Source organism: Erwinia psychrophila, from assembly GCF_039023475.1.
Classification (GTDB): domain Bacteria; phylum Pseudomonadota; class Gammaproteobacteria; order Enterobacterales; family Enterobacteriaceae; genus Erwinia.
Map to the genome: position 1 here is coordinate 461026 of NZ_JBCHVB010000002.1, position 16054 is coordinate 477079.

Below are 16054 nucleotides of genomic sequence, written 5' to 3' on the forward strand. Positions count from 1 at the left end.
GACTCCGGTGATGAACAGATTTAAGCCTGGCATTATGTAGGCGCTCCCGCTATCAGATGTATGAGAAAGCGCGAAGCGCCATTTCTGGCGCCCTGCATTTAACTACTTGTCTGGGAAGCGGGGGCATCCTGAAGATGCTGTTTAAAATGCTTTTCAATCTGCTCCAGTGATTTCCCCTGGGTTTCAGGCGCAAACAGGATGGCAAAGATCCCGCCCGCCACGCCCACGGCGGCAAACGCGAAAAATGTCATCGTCAGCCCGAACGTCTCCAGCAGAACAGGAAACATAAAAGCGATCGAGAAATTAGTCATCTGCATGGCGAAGATAGAAATGCCGTTCGCCATGCCGCGAATGCGCATCGGGAACATTTCAGAAAGCAGTAGCCAGGTAACAGGCGAAAGCGCGCCCTGCTGGAAACAGAGAAATACCAGCATACCGGCCAGTACCAGATAGCTGCGCAGCACATCGGGATGGCCGTTAACGGTTTCCGGCATCAGCCAGGTTATCAGCCCGATAGCCAGCAGCGTACAGGTACAGCCGATCTGGCCGGTGAGCAGCAGCGGGCGCCGGCCGAAGCGGCTGAGCATCATAATGCCCACAAAGGTCATAATCACCGAAATCACGCCGTTGGCGATGGTCGCCAGCAGCGAAGCATTGGTGCTTAGCCCTGTAGCCTGGAGCATGGTTGGCGCATAGAACATGATGGTATTCACGCCGGAGAGCTGTTGCAGCATGGCGATGCCGATGCCCAGCGCCACCAGCCGCTTCATCCAGACCGAAATACTTTTCTGACGCCGGGCGCTTTTCTCGCTTCTGGAGGTCATGGACTGGCGAATTTCACTAAGCTCTTTCTCAACTATCCGCGACTTACGGGTCCGTTCGAGCACGTCTCGCGCCTCCCGGTAGCGCCCATGCATGGCATACCAGCGGGGCGTATCGGGCAGAAACAGCATGCCGACCCACAGCACCACGGCGGGCACGCAGGCGACCCCCAGCATCCATCGCCAGGTGGTTTCTCCTCCCCACAGCTCATTGATCGCGGCGTTACTGGTATAGGCGATTAGCTGCCCGGAAACGATCATCAGTTCCTGAAGCGTGACAAACTGCCAGCGCCGGTTGGCGGGAACGATTTCCGCAATATAGATTGGTACGATCGCTGCCGCGCCACCGACGGCCAGACCCAGAATAAAGCGGAACATGATCATCAGCACGACGTTCGGTGCCATCGCACAGCCCAGCGATCCCACCATAAAGATCAGCGCCATCGCCAGAATGATCTTTTTCCGCCCGGCGCGATCCGCAATCCGGCCAGCGAAGATAGCGCCAATGGCCGATCCCAGTATCAGAAAGCTGGTTACCATTCCCGTGGTCAGCGGCGTCAGATGCAGGTCCTGCTTCATAAACAGTAGCGCGCCGGCAATCACGCCGGTGTCGTAGCCAAACAGCAGTCCACCCAGCGTGGCGATGACGGCAATGACTTTTACCAGCGGTTCGGTCGACTGCGGCGTTTTGGCCGCGCCGTCGGCTGAAGCGCCGTTTGGTAGGTTGCTCACAAGTACTCCCTGAGAAATCGCGAAAATGAGGATTTGCACGTGATCTGTGTCACATGAATTGTAAATCTACTTCAGGATGGGGATTTTGCCAGGCGCAGGGCGAAAAAGGGGTGCAACTGGTCAGAATAAGTACATTGAAAGGCAACGTTAAGGAGAATGGATGAAAAATGGTTAAAGCGGGGCAGTAAGACACTGCCGGAGCGATTTCCGGCAGTGCATCAGCTATCGTTGTGCATTCTGGGTCAGCCTGACGGCAGAAGAGAGCAGGGAAGGCGTGGGGTTGACGTAAACCCGATGGTGATTTTCATTTAACAGCGAGCGCTGGGCGGGACTGTTTTTCTGCTCTGCCGCGCCCTGTGCATCCGTTCTGACTTCGTTATATTCATGCAGCCAGCGGAGATATTCATCCATCACCTGGAGCATATCTTCACCGGGCTGGGTGGTCCGAATGTAGAGCTGCGCGCAGGAGCGCGTTTTATCCTGAATATAGATTTCGTATTTTTTGTCCCAGGCGGCGTTATCCTGACGTTCCCGAAGGATCACGTCATTAAAGTGCAGATGCTGCCAACGCATTAAGCGTTCATAAAAATGTGTTTTATCCATGACGGATTAACCTCTCCGTTTTTCGTGTTATCGCTGTGTTGCTCTACTCAGGAACCCGACCGTTAAGCGCGTTGCAGGCGCGGTTTGCGGTGCGTTAAGCAGAGGGACGCTGCTGCCCTTTTTTATCGAATAGCGGCCAGTTTAATTTAGACGAAATCGGCTCATATGCCAGCGGAACGCAAATTTTCAGAAAAGTTCCAGACGCTTCGCGCTAAATTTCAACGCTAACTGAATGATAGTGCTTGGATTAGCGATAAAGTTTACAAAAAGCAGCGGATCTGTTTTTTTCACTCAGCGTTGCCCGGCGCGGGCGGCAATGGTAATTTCATGGAAAAAAATCACCAGGGTTATGGGTATGAAGCAGTTAGTAATCGATATTTTAATGAAAATGGCCAAAATTGAAGTGGACACCAAAGAGCTGGTGGCTCAGGTTGAGGCCCAGTCCCTGCTGCTTGCTGCGCTTTTGCTGACCGTCGGTAAGAAGGGCTCTGACAGTATGAGCGTTTCTGAAAATATTCAGAATGCGATTATGACCGCCTCCAGCGGCGAACAAAAGTTTCTGCAATCCGATATCGATTTGCTGTTAACCCACGTGAATCGCCTGCTGGCGGTGGCAACCTACGTGGATGAAGTCGCTAAAAGTGAAGAGAGTAACTGAAGCTGACGCGCAAATGTGATGATTCAGCATTCTGACTCAGTAAAAGGGCCAGTCCGGTGGCCCTTTTACGGGTTTATGATTAAGAGCGGCTCCGGTATTTTGCCACGCCGGTAACGCAACGCCTTCTTTTTAAATTCCTGTTTATCCTGTCCTGTGCCGAAGCATACCACTCTCATCGCGGCTGCTTTTTTGGTGGATGAAATAACGCCTTATCTCTTCTGTTTGCCTTATGGCAGACGTTTTGCGTCATTAATAGCGATAAATTAAAAATGAGTTTGCCGCACAATCGGCTAACACTGCGGTTAATATGTAATCAACCAATTGATTAATATAAGAAATATAATCATAAAAATGGACATAATTAATGATTGAGAAGCAGGCGGAAAAGCCCTATATTGGCCGCGTTTTTCAGACACTGGTTATTTTTTAATTCAATTAGTCAACCTGGGCTTAAAAGTCCCCGGTTGTAGGAGTGATATGATGACGGCTAAAGTCCGTATTGATAATTTTGATGCGAAATCTGTAAATGGCAACAATGAAGCCTATCTGGCGAGACAGGCGGAATTTGAATCAAACGTCCGGAGTTATCCCCGTAAACTGCCACTAGCCATCGCGAAGGCGGAAGGTATCTGGATCACCGACGTCGAAGGGAATCAGTATCTGGACTGCCTGGCTGGTGCCGGGACCCTGGCGCTGGGCCATAACCATCCGGCTATCCTGCAAAGCATCCAAAATGTCATTACCAGCGGCTTGCCGTTACACACGCTCGATCTCACCACGCCGTTAAAAGATCGTTTCTCTGATTACCTGCTCTCCATTCTTCCGGGACAGGGCAAAGAGTACTGCCTGCAGTTCTGCGGCCCGTCCGGTGCCGATGCGGTTGAGGCGGCGCTGAAGCTGGCGAAAAAACATACCGGTCGTTCCGGGGTGATCAGCTTTTCCGGCGGCTATCACGGCATGACGCATGGCGCGCTGGCGGTAACAGGCAACCTGTCGCCGAAAGAGGCGATCAACGGGATGATGCCGGAAGTGCAGTTTATGCCTTATCCGCACGAGTACCGCTGCCCGCTGGGCATCGGCGGTGAGGCTGGCGTTAAGGCGTTAACTTACTATTTTGAAAACCTGATCAATGACGTTGAAAGCGGCGTGCGCAAGCCTGCCGCGGTGATCCTGGAGGCCGTGCAGGGCGAGGGTGGCGTTAACCCTGCGCCTGCCGAGTGGCTGCAGCGCATCCGTAAGGTGACGCAGGAGCATGGCATCCTGCTGATTATTGATGAAGTTCAGGCCGGCTTTGCCCGTACAGGCAAACTTTTCGCCTTTGAACACGCCGGGATCGAGCCGGACATTATCGTCATGTCCAAAGCGGTAGGTGGCGGTTTACCGCTGGCCGTGCTGGGGATCAAAAAAGAATTTGATGCCTGGGAGCCGGGCCACCATACCGGCACCTTCCGCGGCAATCAGCTGGCGATGGCGACCGGGCTGACCACTCTGCAATATCTCCAGGAGAACCAGGTTGCCGCGAAAGTCGCCGACCAGGGTGAATGGCTGAAAAGCCAGCTCGCAGCGCTGCAAAAACGCTATCCCGTCATCGGCCATGTCCGTGGACGTGGGCTGATGATTGGCATTGAAATTGTGAAGCCTGACGAAGCCCAGGATCATATGGGTTGCTACCCTGCCGACGGTCAGCTCTCTGCGCAACTGCAAAAAGAGTGCTTCAAAGCCGGACTGATTCTGGAGCGCGGCGGTCGTGACGGCTGCGTGCTGCGCCTGCTGCCTTCGCTGCTGATCACCAATGATGAACTGGCGATCTTCCTTGATAAATTTGAACACGCCCTGCTAGCCGCCGGCGTGAAACCCGTTTCAGCGGAGTGAAAGTGATGTCTGATGCTAATCCGATTCTGGCTTCCTCAGAGCAGAGTATTAGAGCCTATCAGCAGGCGATAGCGCAAAGCAGCCAGGCCGTTGTGCAGTGGTTACAGCAGCCGGAGATGTATCAGGGTAAAACCGTCGCGGAACTGCGTGAGCGTATTACCCTGGACTTCAATCCTGCGGGACTGGGCAACCAGGCGGCCATCGAGCGGGCGATTGACTATTTTCTGAAAGACAGCCTGTCGGTGCATCACCCGCAGTGCGTGGCGCATCTTCACTGCCCGAGCCTGGTGATCAGCCAGGCGGCGGAGGTGCTGATTAACGCCACCAACCAGAGTATGGACTCCTGGGATCAAAGCCCTTCTGCGACGCTGATTGAGATCAAGCTGATCGAATGGCTGCGTAGCCAGGTGGGCTATCCGGCGGGCGATGCTGGCGTGTTTACCAGCGGCGGCACCCAGAGCAACCTGATGGGGCTGATGCTGGCGCGTGATGCGTTCTTCGCCCGCCGGGGCCACTCTATCCAGCAGGATGGACTGACCGGCGATTTGCGGAAAATAAAGGTGCTCTGCTCACGGCATGCGCATTTTTCCGTACAGAAGAATATGGCGCTGCTGGGACTTGGCTATCAGTCCGTGACGCTGGTCAAAACCGATCGGTTTGCGCGTATGGACATGAACGACCTGGCGGAGAAAGTGGCGCAGGCGGAAGCGAACGGCGAGCAGATTCTGGCGATCGTGGCGACGGCGGGTACGACCGATGCCGGCGCTATCGATCCGCTTCGTGCCGTCGCCTCCCTGGCGGCGAAGCATCAGATCTGGATGCACGTTGATGCGGCCTGGGGCGGTGCGCTGCTGCTGTCAGAGAAATACCGGGACTATCTGGATGGCCTGGAGCTGGCCGATTCCGTCACCCTGGATTTTCATAAGCAGTTCTTCCAGACCATCAGCTGCGGCGCCTTCCTGCTCAGGGACGCCCGCCATTACGAACTGATGCGCTATCAGGCTGCCTACCTTAACTCCGAATTTGACGAAGCTCAGGGTGTGCCTAACCTGGTGGCGAAATCATTGCAGACCACCCGCCGTTTTGATGCGCTGAAACTCTGGATGGGGCTGGAGGCGCTGGGGCAGAAGCAGTACGCTGAGATTATCGATCATGGCGTCACGCTGGCGCAGGAAGTGGCGCACTATGTCACTGAGCAGGCCGCTTTTGAGCTGGTTATGGAGCCTCAGCTGGCAAGCGTGCTGTTCCGTTATCGTCCCGCTCAGATGGCGACGGCAGACGACGCCTCAGTGGCGCTGCTTAATCAGCAGATTGGCGATGCGCTGCTGGATTCTGGCCGCGCTAACGTGGGCGTCACGGAGTTTGCAGGCGTCACCTGTCTGAAACTGACCCTGTTAAACCCGACCGTCAGCCTGGAAGATATCAAAATCCTGCTGGCGCTGGTTGAGCGTACCGCACAGGAACTGCTGAACGCGTAACGCCCAGCCTGTCCGGACAACAGATAAAGCCGATAACATCTCGTTATCGGCTTTTTTTTGGCCGCAACAGAGCATGCGGATAAGCGCTTCGTTAATCAGGCTGACAGGGGAACAGGCGGAAAACGACGATGACGCGGCAGGGCGATGTGCAGGAAATCAATCAATTAATGGCCTTAATTGCCTCAGTGGTAGTGGTGTCGGGATGACGGAAAACCTCACCACAGAGCAGCACGGCATCAGGGCGGCGCTCACGGACACGCTCAGCCATACGTTCGCAGACATAGCGCGACGGAAACAGATGTTCGGATACCGGCAGAGCCTCACAGGCATCATGACCGCAGGCGCTCACGAGCAATACAAATCCGATTATCATAGCTCACTCCATGAGATAAAAAGGGGCCAGTTGATAAGTATAGGCGAGACGCTGGATGAAGGATCGGGAAACGTCCTGAAACATGATCATACAGGCTGACGGTAGGGAGGCTGACGGGGAAGGCAGAGAAGAAGCCTTTTCTTCTGAAAAGGCTTCACTGACGTAACGGAAAGCGTATCAGCGGGTCACCGTGCCCGTAGTGGTTGTGGTGCTGCCGGTGCCGGAACCGTCGCCGCCCATAGTGGCCAGCGCAACGCCAAGCAGCGCCGCCACGGCACCCACACCCACCGCATCAGAGTTGCCGCTGGAGATGGCCGTCGCCTCACTGCCTGCGGCAGCGCCGGTGGTGCTGGCTGCCTGAACAGCGCTGCTGGCGGCGAGGGTCAGTAACAGAGTTAAAGCGATCGTTTTTTTCATTTTTTATTTATCCCCGGACGAAAGAAAAGCTGTTAATGCCGGAAGCATAAAATGATTTTTCAGCCCTGAATACCGGGCCGGAGGCAGGGAAATGCGGGGTTTATAGTTATTATTTTTGCTGTCAGCGCCAGAATTAATCAGAAATTATTCGTAGAGGAAGAGATCGGGCAGTACGCCTGAACTATTGTAAGGCCGGTACGGCCTGATAGTATTGCCTGCATAATGAGAATTTTCCAGGTGACCTTGCAGAATAATCCCATTAAGTCACATATCTGCTGCTGGACATAAATAAGGGCCATAAAAATAAAGAGCCTGTACCTCATTTTCAGATTAAATACGGACCAGATTTTCCTTTTTTATGGCGGCACCTCACCTTAAGTCAAATAATATTTTTTGCAGGCTAATTGTGTATTGATATGTTTGGCTGTTGCGGAATGTGAGCATTTTTCTGAAAAAGCAGGCGATACTGTACGAAGAATCTTAGTTTACTCGCCTCTTCTCAAATTTTAAGAACTTTGTTCTCCTGTTGTGGCCTGATGACATACTTATCATCGTCCGGGACTGGCGTTATTATGCTGTTAACTGCTTTCTCTTATATAAAAGACAAGACGGGTTACTTACAGGAATTTCTGATCGATCCGCGCAAAACGGGCACCATAGCGCCCTCATCAATGAGCCTGTGCAGAACCATGACGGAGGCTATTGACTGGACCAGCTGCGCAAATGTCGCCGAACTGGGGGCGGGGGATGGGGTGCTGACCAGACATCTGCTGCGTAAAATGCGACCAGACGCGCAGCTGCTGGCGTTTGAAACTAATCCCCGCTTTCTGCCCCGGCTGCTGGCCATCAACGACCAACGGCTGCAGATTAGCAGCGCTTCAGCCGAAACGCTGAACGGTGAGTATGATGCGATCTTTTCCGGTTTGCCGCTCCTGTCGCTGCCGGAACCGGTACGCCATCGCATTCTTGCCCGGGCTGCGGCACGGCTTCGCCCGCAGGGCATCTTTATACAGTTTCAGTACACCGCGTTATCAGAATCCCTTCTCTCCGGTTACTTTTCCTGGGAGCGGAGCCGGGTATTCTGCAACCTTCCGCCCGCCTGGGTCTATCGTTGCCGTTCGTCAGCAAAAGTGTCGCTGGCAGATGATTAAGTTAAGAGCATGACATTCAGATGAAGATGAGATGGCAAACTTCCCACACTTTGCCATGCTTAAATTTCATCCAGACAACGGGAGGAGAACATGCACACCGAAACCGAGGCGACGGCCTCAAGCGATGAAGAAGTCTGCAACATTATTGGTAAGGCGGTAGTGGACCTCAGTATTACCGGGCAGCCGGTAACCAAAGCCACGCTGGCGCTGAAGCTACTGTCGATGGCGGATCAGGATGGTGATGACGAAAGGATTTTACTCTACTGGATTGCCCGCAGGGCCATCAACGAGCCACACCGGTTTGCGGCGGCAAACATTTGAGGGTGTGACAGCCCGGCGCCGCATGCCGGATGAACGGCCGCTTCGTGAAGCGGCCGTTTTTGTATTCAGACGATACGCCGGACCCCCGGGATACGCTGGAGGAGCAGGCAGATCGCGGCGGAAATCAGAAAGCAGAGCAGCGCCACTAGCGGCATCGTGACGATGGCCGAGTAGCTGTCGAACTTAATATCAAGCAGGCGCAGCAGCAGTTCAAGGATAAGCATATGCACAAAGAATATCCCCAGGCTCAGCTTTGACAAAGTGCGGATCGCGCCAATTGTCCTTCTGGAAAAGGTAAGGGAAATGTTAAGTAACATAAAAAAGAAGGCCAGTGAAACCACCACCAGCGTGGGAGCAGAATAAAACAGAAAGATTTCGTTCGGCGAAAAGGTACTCAGCGACAGCGAATAGCTCATCACCGCCGTTAATACGGCAGAAAGAATAAAAATAATGGCGGAAATCGTCACCTTAGGATTAATGTTATAACGACGGATAACGCCACCGATAATATAAAATCCGGAAAGATAAACCACCATGTCAATATTACTGCGGGCCGGGAGCGCATGACCTTCCAGTAAATTGAGCTTCATGTTATCAAATAGCATATAGACTGAGGCTAACGCGAACCATACCGTTACGATATAGTTAATCCGCTGCCGGCTGCCGTTCTGGATAAAGGTATTCAGCAGTGGCGTAAGAAGATAAAGCAATATCAGGGTGTAGATAAACCACAAATGCGGCCAGGCTGGCATGCTCAGCAGGTTGAGCAGACTGAACGGCGTCGAAATGCCGTTCAGCCGGCCATAAAGCAGGTAAATCGCGGACCAGACAATCAGCGGAATAACTAAATTCAGCACGCGGTGCTTCAGGGTACTGAGCAATGATTCGTTTTTATTTAATGAAATATAACCCGCAATCAGAAGAAATAGCGGGAAAGCGATACGGCCTGTCACTTCATACATAACAGAAACGGACCACGCTATGTGAAAATAGCTGAAGGGTGTCGCTGCCGTATGCAGCAGAATAACCAGATAGGTTGCCACCAGCGTCAACAGCTTAATATTGAGTGTCTTCAACGCCTAACTCCTTGTCATGAAGCATAAACTGGCCTTCTGATTCAGTTTTTTGCCAATGGGCTAAAGGTATCATATTCCACAGGCAGGCGTACCTCTGTACGTAAAAAAAGGCACGTTAACGCAGCGGGGGGAAGAGTGGGGAATGTGAAAATGTTTGTCTGGCAGATTTTCTTTTTCTGGCGGAAAAGGGAGGCGACATCGCATCAACAGACCTCGCAGATAACCCTTACCGGACCGAAAGGGGAGGCACAGAAAGATATGTCAATCCACGGAGATGATGCGCCTGGTGCTGCAACCTTCAGTAAGGCGGTCAGGCCTCTGCTGAAACCGCACCAGAATAATTAAAAGGAGGGAGGCAAAGTGGAAATAATTCACTCAGGAGCGTGAAACTTGTTAAAATTACCCTTTCCTCTCTCTTTATCATGGAAGCGCTTATGTCATCTCCGATTTCTGAAATTGCTCATCCGGCCAACAGCCCAAAGCAGGCTGCGTTACAGTTAGTGATTGAGCTGGTCCGGGCGGGCAAGCTCAGTCCGCTTCAGGGCGACGCCTCAAATATGATCTCTATCTACGAACAGTTCAAAGCCCACTTCGAAGCAGATAAGCAGAAGCACTCCTCCGGTTCGGCTATTTCGTAATTGCTACAGGCGACGTTCCCGTCGCAAAGCGCAGACGTCGGTTAAAGGCGGATGCGGGTTGCTTTATCTCAGGAAAACGGGTGCCTCACGCCCGTTTTCTCTGCGCTTTATCCTCAGATTACGTTTCGCATTACCCCACAATACGCCCCTGATCCATCCGGACGGCGCTGTCGCACATATGATCGATCACATCCGGATCGTGGCTGACCAGCACCATCGTCAGGTTGTCCTGCTGCTTTAGCCTGTTCAGCAGGTTAAGGATCTCCGCCTGTACCGACATATCCAGCGCGGAGGTGGGCTCGTCCAGCAGCAAAACTTTGGGTTCCAGCAGCAGCGCCCGCACGATGGCTACGCGCTGGCGCTGGCCGCCCGAGAGCTGGTGGGGATAGCGATCCGCCAGCGCCGGATCCAGGCCAACGTGGCGGAATCCGCGGTCGATCCGATCGTTAACGTTCGTTTTTTTCAGCAGCTTAAGCGGTTCGGATAGCGTCCGCCGCAGCCGGTGACGCGGATGCAGCGAGGCGTAGGGATCCTGAAATACCATCTGCACGTTCTGACGAAGCTGGCCGGTAAAACGCTGGCCCGGTTTTACGGTCTCTCCCGCGAGCGTCATGCCGCCCTGCCAGTGGGGATTAAGGCCCGCCATCACCCAGAGCAGCGAAGACTTACCGCAGCCGGAAGGGCCGACCAGGCCGAAGCACTCGCCAGCCTTCACGTTCAGCGACACCTCATGGACCACCGTACGGAAGTCGTAGCCCTGGCGGTGTGAAACGCTCATGTCGGTCAGTTCAATCATGGTGAAAGTGCTCCTCCAGCGCTGCACGGTCAAGGACGGGTAGCGGGTGGCCGTGAGTGGCTTTACTGGGGCGGCAAGACCACAGCGTACGCGTATAGGGATGAGTAGCGCGCGGCAGATCGGCGGCGGGCAGCGTATCCAGAATCTCACCCTGATACATCACCATTACCCGCTCGCAGTGTTCGGAGACCTGCTGAAGATCGTGGCTGATGAGCAGTAATCCCATATTCCGCTCTTCAACCAGACGGCGGATAAGCAGCAGGACCTGATCGCGCATGGCGTGGTCAAGCGCAGAGGTTGGCTCATCGGCGATCAGAAACTGAGGATCGGCAATCAGCGCAATAGCCAGCATCACGCGCTGGCCCATGCCGCCGGAAAGCTGATGGGGATAGCGATCCATCAGCTGGCGCGGCTGGGGCAGCCCTACCGCGTCCAGCATCTCGCAGACCTTTTCCGTACGCTCTGCCCGGCTCAGCCTGGCGTGAAGCTTGAGGGGTTCCGCCACCTGCCAGCCAATAGTACGCAGCGGATTAAGCGCATATTTCGGATCCTGCATTACCATCGCAAGCTGGCTACCGCGAAGCTGGCTCCAGCGGCGTTCGCTCAGCGTCAGCGCGTCGTGTCCGGCCACGGTAAGCGTACTGGCGTGCAGGTGCAGGGAAGGGGCGAGCAGCCCCATCAGGCTGCGGGCGGTAAGGGATTTGCCGGAGCCCGATTCGCCAACCAGCGCCACGCGTTCGCGACCCAGCGAGAAGCTGATATCGTTGACCAGCGTAGTGCCGGTGTTGTTCTGGATGCGCAGCTTGTCAGCCACTACCAGCAGAGAAGAATCATGCATTATTTCGGGTATCCAGTCGGTCACGCAGGCCATCGCCCGTCAGGTTAAAGGCCAGGCTGGCAAACAGGATCGCCCCGCCCGGGGCGGCAGCAACCCACCACTGATCGAAAATCACCTTGCTGCCTTCAGCTACCATAGAACCCCATTCCGCCATTGGCGGCTGCACGCCCATGCCCAGGAAGCCCAGACCGGCGGCGGAGAGAATAATGCCGCCCAGACTCAGCGCGGCGCGCACCACGGCACCGGGCATACAGAGCGGCAGGATATGGCCGAACATCAGGCGCAGGCCGTTAATGCCCTGCATCCGGGCGGCGGCGAGATAGTCGCTGCGCCGCAGCGCCAGCGTTTCCGCGCGCGCCTGACGGGCAAAGGGCGGCCAGCTGGTCAGCGCCAGCGCCAGCGCGCCGTTTATCAGGCCAGGGCCGAGCATCGCTACCAGCGCGAGCGCGATAACCAGATTCGGCAGGGAGAGAAATATATCGGTTATGCGCAGCAGAACCCGTTCTGTCCAGCCCCCCAGATAGCCCGCGCTGATGCCGATCAGGAGTCCCACAGGAATGGTCAGCACCAGAATCAGCGAAACCAGCAGCAGGGTAGGCCTTGTGCCGTAAATCACGCGGGAGAGGAGGTCACGGCCAAAACCGTCGGTACCAAACCAGTGCAGGGAGGAGGGCGGCAGCAGACGCGCAGACATCATCTGCGCGTTGGGATCAAAAGGCGCAAGCAGCGGAGCGAACAGCGCGGCCAGCAGCAGCACCGCCACCAGCGCACCGCCGACGGCCAGTGAGGTGACGCGCCGGCGGCGGGTCGGCGCGATTGCGAGATCGGTTAAATTTTGCGTCATCGTGTTCTCGGATCGGTAAGCCAGGTTAAGCCATCCGCCAGCGCGTTAAGAGCGATAAAGCAGCCGCCAATCAGCAGCGTCGATCCCAGGATAGCGGGCGTGTCGGAGGCAAACAGGGCTGTGGTCATATAGCGCCCTACGCCCGGCCAGGCGAAGACCGTTTCGGTCAGGACTGATCCTTCCAGCAGCGTGGCGTAGGAGAGGGCCAGGACGGTAATCAGCGTGCCGCGCACGTTAGGAAAGACGTGCAGCAGCAGGATCCTGCCACGGCTCGCGCCTTTGGCTCTCGCCAGGGTCACATATTCTTTATTACTCTCTTCCAGCAGCGCCGCACGCAGCAGGCGGGTAATCCCGGCCATCGACAGCAGGCCAAGCACCACCACCGGAAGCCAGAGGTGCGCAATCGCGTTGCGGAACATCTCCGCATCGCCGGAAAGCCAGCTGTCTATCAGCACCAGACCGGTTTTCGGTTCCAGGGTGTAAATCCAGATATCATCCAGCCGCCCCGGCCCGGCAGACCAGTGCAGCACGGCGTAGAACAGCAGCAAACCCAACAGCCCCAGCCAGAACACCGGCACGGAATAGCCCAGCAGTGAGATCATGCGGGCAAGGTTATCGAGCAGGCTACCTGGCTTCCATGCCGCCAGCAGCGCCAGCACAATGCCGAAGAAAGAACCAAAAATCATCGCGCAGGTTGCCAGCTCAATCGTCGCCGGAAAGGTACGCTGAAGATCGCTGATAACAGGCTGATTGGTCAGGCGCGAAATGCCCAAATCGCCGCTAAGCAGATGGGTAACGTAATGCCAGAACTGCATCAGGAGCGGCTGATCCAGCCCCAAATCATGGCGAACCTGAGCATAGGTCGATGCGCTGGCGTGATCGCCGGCAATTTGCAGCACCGGATCGACAGGAGAAAGATGCGAAAGCAGGAAGGTGAAGGCCAGCAGGCCAAGCAGCGTCACCGCCAGCGAGAGGATACCCCCCGCCAGGCGGCCGCTTCGCCGCCAGAACAGCCGGGCGAACCCGGCTTCAGAAAGAGACAACGCCATTACTTGCTGACCTGACCGTAATAAACCATATCGGGGTTAATACCCTGAACGTAGCCTTTAATATTGTCGCGTACCGCGATCAGGTTGCGCGCCTGAAGCCCGATCACATAAGGCGAATTTTTCTGTAGTTCACGCTGCAAATCCTGATACAGGGCAACGCGCTTCGCGTTATCGCTCTCGGCAGTGGCTGCCAGCGTCTGCTTGTTCAGCGCCGGAATATGCCAGTTTGATCGCCATGCCAGCGTGGTACTGCCGTTTTCCGGGTTGTAAGCGAAGGCAGCGGCGTTGGTGTTCGGATCGAAATAATCCGCGCCCCACGCGTTCAGCGTGGCTTCATACTGATGCGCTTTTACCGTCGTGGCTACTTCGCTGCTGATGCCCGGGATCAGTTCCACCTTGACGCCACCCCGGGCAAAGCTCGCCTGGAGTGCCTGAGCGATATCAAGATAAGGCGGCTGGTTGCTGACCACCAGCTTAAAACTGACATTGGTCAGGCCGGCCTTGCTGAGGATCGCCTTCGCTTTTTCCGGATCGTAGCGGTAGGGGTTTTCGTTCAGCGCACCAAGAAAGCCTTCCGGCAGGAACGACTGATGCACCTGGAACTGGCCTTTCAGCAAATCATCGGCGATACCGTGATAGTCAAACAGATAGCGGGATGCTTCCCAGAACGCCGGGTTTTTCAGCGCCGGTTTGGCATCGATATTGAACTGCATGTAATAGAGCGACGCCATGGGGATCGCCATCGGCTTCACGCCTGCCGTATTTTTTAGCGCCGCCATCTGATCGGCACCGAGATTACGCGCAATGTCCGCATCGCCCTGTTCAAGCAGCAGACGACGGGTCGCCGGTTCAGGAACGTTTTTGATCAGGACGTTTTTCAGCTTAGGCGCGCCGCCCGGCGAGGTGGGGTTAGCGGAAAGCAGCAGGACTTCATGCGGAATATATTTGCGGATCTGGAACGGGCCGCTGCCTGCAGAGTGCATGGAGAGCCACTTGTTGCCGAAGTCGCCTTTCTGCGCATGCGCCTGAACGCTCTTTTCATCGACGATGGAGGCTACCGGGGCAGCAAGCAGGCTCAGTACATAGGTCGGGCTGACGTCGGCCGTCCAGCTTACCTTAACGTGATTCCCGTCAATTTTTTCCAGCTGCGCGTCGACATTATCCTTTGACCAGCCAAGCTGGGTCAGAATAAAAGAGGGATCAAGGTTGAGTTTGACCACCCGGCTAAGGGAGAACATCACATCTTCCGGCCGTAGCGGATTGCCGGAAGCGAAGCGGGCATCCTTTTTCAGCGTAAAGGTCAGGCTGCGGTTGTCGCTGCCCGGCTGCCAGTCGCTCGCCAGCGTAGGCTTGAGGTCAGTTGGATTATTCGGATCGGACTGTACCAGACGCTGATAAAGGTTAGTAAACGCCTGCACCGAGGTAAGCTCAAAGCCCTCTGCCGGATCAAAACTGCTGGCGTCGTCAATCGACTGGGCGATCACCAGCGTATCAGGCGGCGTGGCGGCGTGGGCAGTAACGGCGCCGGCCAGCGCAACGGCCAGCATTGACGGAACTACAATTTTCATGACGTTTCCTTAACCTTGAAATGTGATCGCGAGTGTAGTTGAGGTGACTGCCGGAGAAATAGTAGATTATCCCCTATCGATATTCCTGTAGGTTATAAGCCGTTCGGGTTGGTTATAATATGCTACTCAGGAAAATGCGTGGGAAAGCGTCAGCCAGAGCCACGGCGAAACGCCAATAAGGTTGTTCAGCATATGCAGGAAAAGGGGGAGCTTCAGCCCGCCGGAGAGAAGGCGAGCGTAGCAAAGCAGTAGGGAGAGCAGCATCAGGGCGATGAGCGTTTGCGGGTGAGCGTACTGCGTGTGCACCGCCGCAAAGGCGATGGAGGTCAGAAGCGCGCAGGCCAGACGCTGGTCGGGCGCCCAGGTCAGCAGGCCCTGTAGTACAAATCCGCGAAACAGAATTTCTTCGTAAACCGGTGCCAGTAGCACCACCGCAAGGACAAACGGCAGCATGCCGCTCCGATCGGCGCCAATCTGGCTGCTGGTCCAGGCTTCCTCCTGCAAATAGAACGACTGGGAAAAAATCAGCCCCAGCAGCAGCAGGCTGAACAACGCCGCCTGGCCAGCCCGGATATCGCCCAGCGGAATATCCTGATAGCGGCGGCAGTACCAGCCATAAAGCGGCACCAGTACGGCAAACTCCAGTAGGCAAAGTACCGGCATCAGCATGCCGCTCGCCCGCAGTTCAGCATAATTCGGCAGTGCGCTCACCACCCGCGTCAGGGAGTACCAGATCAGAAACATGCCAATGCAGCGCAGGGTGGCGTTCACTTTTTCAGAAGGATGGTTCATCGCATAAACCCCTGCGCCGGAAATGAG

At 55.4% G+C, this 16054-nt stretch carries 17 protein-coding genes; 6 read left to right on the forward strand and 11 right to left on the reverse strand.

Annotated features, from left to right (window positions below):
• Positions 1–98 precede the first annotated feature (98 nt).
• Together AAH446_RS08140 and AAH446_RS08145 are read right to left on the reverse strand one after the other, a co-directional pair.
• Positions 99–1553 (reverse strand): sugar porter family MFS transporter, encoded by a 1455-nt coding sequence (locus AAH446_RS08140; RefSeq protein ID WP_342906208.1) that lies wholly within the window; start codon positions 1551–1553, stop codon positions 99–101.
• A gap of 222 nt (positions 1554–1775) precedes the next feature.
• Positions 1776–2156, reverse strand: coding sequence for a hypothetical protein (locus AAH446_RS08145; protein ID WP_342906209.1), 381 nt, complete (start codon positions 2154–2156; stop codon positions 1776–1778).
• 355 nt (positions 2157–2511) lie between these two features.
• Between AAH446_RS08145 and iraP the strand changes: the two genes are divergently transcribed.
• The 3 genes from iraP to AAH446_RS08160 all read left to right on the forward strand — a co-directional run bounded on the left by iraP (position 2512) and on the right by AAH446_RS08160 (position 6164).
• A complete protein-coding gene (iraP, locus tag AAH446_RS08150; RefSeq protein ID WP_342906210.1) occupies positions 2512–2814 on the forward strand; it encodes an anti-adapter protein IraP in 303 nt (100 codons plus the stop codon).
• A 480-nt stretch (positions 2815–3294) separates the two neighbouring features.
• Positions 3295–4686, forward strand: coding sequence for a diaminobutyrate--2-oxoglutarate transaminase (locus tag AAH446_RS08155; protein WP_342906377.1), 1392 nt, complete (start codon positions 3295–3297; stop codon positions 4684–4686).
• Between the two features lie 5 nt (positions 4687–4691).
• Entirely contained in the window at positions 4692–6164 is a 1473-nt protein-coding gene (locus AAH446_RS08160) for a pyridoxal phosphate-dependent decarboxylase family protein (protein WP_342906211.1), read from the forward strand.
• A 160-nt stretch (positions 6165–6324) separates the two neighbouring features.
• On the opposite strand, the gene AAH446_RS08165 is transcribed toward AAH446_RS08160, so the two are convergent.
• Both AAH446_RS08165 and yjbE read right to left on the reverse strand, forming a co-directional pair.
• Complete coding sequence (locus tag AAH446_RS08165; RefSeq protein ID WP_342906212.1) at positions 6325–6537, reverse strand: hypothetical protein; 213 nt, start codon at positions 6535–6537, stop codon at positions 6325–6327.
• A gap of 177 nt (positions 6538–6714) precedes the next feature.
• Entirely contained in the window at positions 6715–6954 is a 240-nt protein-coding gene (gene yjbE / locus AAH446_RS08170) for an exopolysaccharide production protein YjbE (RefSeq protein WP_342906213.1), read from the reverse strand.
• A gap of 572 nt (positions 6955–7526) precedes the next feature.
• Here yjbE and AAH446_RS08175 point away from each other — a divergent pair.
• Both AAH446_RS08175 and AAH446_RS08180 read left to right on the forward strand, forming a co-directional pair.
• A complete protein-coding gene (locus AAH446_RS08175) occupies positions 7527–8105 on the forward strand; it encodes a class I SAM-dependent methyltransferase (RefSeq protein ID WP_342906214.1) in 579 nt (192 codons plus the stop codon).
• A 90-nt stretch (positions 8106–8195) separates the two neighbouring features.
• Entirely contained in the window at positions 8196–8426 is a 231-nt protein-coding gene (locus AAH446_RS08180; RefSeq protein ID WP_342906215.1) for a hypothetical protein, read from the forward strand.
• A 65-nt stretch (positions 8427–8491) separates the two neighbouring features.
• On the opposite strand, the gene AAH446_RS08185 is transcribed toward AAH446_RS08180, so the two are convergent.
• The gene (locus tag AAH446_RS08185) at positions 8492–9502 is read right to left on the reverse strand and encodes an acyltransferase (RefSeq protein ID WP_342906216.1); all 1011 of its coding nucleotides are present in this window, start codon (positions 9500–9502) and stop codon (positions 8492–8494) included.
• 434 nt (positions 9503–9936) lie between these two features.
• On the opposite strand from AAH446_RS08185, the gene AAH446_RS08190 reads away from it, so the two are divergent.
• Positions 9937–10140, forward strand: coding sequence for a hypothetical protein (locus AAH446_RS08190; protein ID WP_024967198.1), 204 nt, complete (start codon positions 9937–9939; stop codon positions 10138–10140).
• A 130-nt stretch (positions 10141–10270) separates the two neighbouring features.
• Here AAH446_RS08190 and AAH446_RS08195 read toward each other — a convergent pair whose 3' ends face one another.
• The 6 genes from AAH446_RS08195 to AAH446_RS08220 form a co-directional block, all read right to left on the reverse strand.
• Positions 10271–10936 carry an ABC transporter ATP-binding protein gene (locus tag AAH446_RS08195; protein WP_342906217.1) on the reverse strand — a complete coding sequence of 222 codons (666 nt, stop codon included), beginning with the start codon at positions 10934–10936 and terminating at the stop codon, positions 10271–10273.
• Positions 10929–11807: an ABC transporter ATP-binding protein gene (locus tag AAH446_RS08200; RefSeq protein ID WP_342906218.1), complete on the reverse strand. Its 879-nt coding sequence runs from the start codon at positions 11805–11807 to the stop codon at positions 10929–10931. Before AAH446_RS08200 ends, AAH446_RS08195 begins: the two co-directional genes overlap by 8 nt.
• Positions 11767–12618 (reverse strand): ABC transporter permease, encoded by an 852-nt coding sequence (locus AAH446_RS08205; protein ID WP_342906219.1) that lies wholly within the window; start codon positions 12616–12618, stop codon positions 11767–11769. Before AAH446_RS08205 ends, AAH446_RS08200 begins: the two co-directional genes overlap by 41 nt.
• Positions 12615–13667 carry an ABC transporter permease gene (locus tag AAH446_RS08210; RefSeq protein ID WP_342906220.1) on the reverse strand — a complete coding sequence of 351 codons (1053 nt, stop codon included), beginning with the start codon at positions 13665–13667 and terminating at the stop codon, positions 12615–12617. Before AAH446_RS08210 ends, AAH446_RS08205 begins: the two co-directional genes overlap by 4 nt.
• A complete protein-coding gene (locus AAH446_RS08215) occupies positions 13667–15235 on the reverse strand; it encodes an ABC transporter substrate-binding protein (protein WP_342906221.1) in 1569 nt (522 codons plus the stop codon). Before AAH446_RS08215 ends, AAH446_RS08210 begins: the two co-directional genes overlap by 1 nt.
• 126 nt (positions 15236–15361) lie before the next feature.
• Positions 15362–16027, reverse strand: coding sequence for a CPBP family intramembrane glutamic endopeptidase (locus AAH446_RS08220; RefSeq protein WP_342906222.1), 666 nt, complete (start codon positions 16025–16027; stop codon positions 15362–15364).
• Positions 16028–16054: the final 27 nt, after the last annotated feature.

Bases quoted from the DNA above. Each gene is read 5' to 3' on its own strand.
- AAH446_RS08160 (WP_342906211.1), top strand. From the start codon at position 4,692: ATGTCTGATGCTAATCCGATTCTGGCTTCCTCAGAGCAGAGTATTAGA.
- AAH446_RS08175 (WP_342906214.1), top strand. From the start codon at position 7,527: ATGCTGTTAACTGCTTTCTCTTATATAAAAGACAAGACGGGTTACTTA.
- AAH446_RS08220 (WP_342906222.1), bottom strand. From the start codon at position 16,027: ATGAACCATCCTTCTGAAAAAGTGAACGCCACCCTGCGCTGCATTGGC.
- AAH446_RS08180 (WP_342906215.1), top strand. From the start codon at position 8,196: ATGCACACCGAAACCGAGGCGACGGCCTCAAGCGATGAAGAAGTCTGC.
- iraP (WP_342906210.1), top strand. From the start codon at position 2,512: ATGAAGCAGTTAGTAATCGATATTTTAATGAAAATGGCCAAAATTGAA.
- AAH446_RS08200 (WP_342906218.1), bottom strand. From the start codon at position 11,807: ATGGCCTGCGTGACCGACTGGATACCCGAAATAATGCATGATTCTTCT.
- AAH446_RS08210 (WP_342906220.1), bottom strand. From the start codon at position 13,667: ATGGCGTTGTCTCTTTCTGAAGCCGGGTTCGCCCGGCTGTTCTGGCGG.
- AAH446_RS08155 (WP_342906377.1), top strand. From the start codon at position 3,295: ATGACGGCTAAAGTCCGTATTGATAATTTTGATGCGAAATCTGTAAAT.
- AAH446_RS08215 (WP_342906221.1), bottom strand. From the start codon at position 15,235: ATGAAAATTGTAGTTCCGTCAATGCTGGCCGTTGCGCTGGCCGGCGCC.
- AAH446_RS08145 (WP_342906209.1), bottom strand. From the start codon at position 2,156: ATGGATAAAACACATTTTTATGAACGCTTAATGCGTTGGCAGCATCTG.
- AAH446_RS08205 (WP_342906219.1), bottom strand. From the start codon at position 12,618: ATGACGCAAAATTTAACCGATCTCGCAATCGCGCCGACCCGCCGCCGG.
- AAH446_RS08165 (WP_342906212.1), bottom strand. From the start codon at position 6,537: ATGATAATCGGATTTGTATTGCTCGTGAGCGCCTGCGGTCATGATGCC.
- AAH446_RS08195 (WP_342906217.1), bottom strand. From the start codon at position 10,936: ATGATTGAACTGACCGACATGAGCGTTTCACACCGCCAGGGCTACGAC.
- AAH446_RS08190 (WP_024967198.1), top strand. From the start codon at position 9,937: ATGTCATCTCCGATTTCTGAAATTGCTCATCCGGCCAACAGCCCAAAG.
- yjbE (WP_342906213.1), bottom strand. From the start codon at position 6,954: ATGAAAAAAACGATCGCTTTAACTCTGTTACTGACCCTCGCCGCCAGC.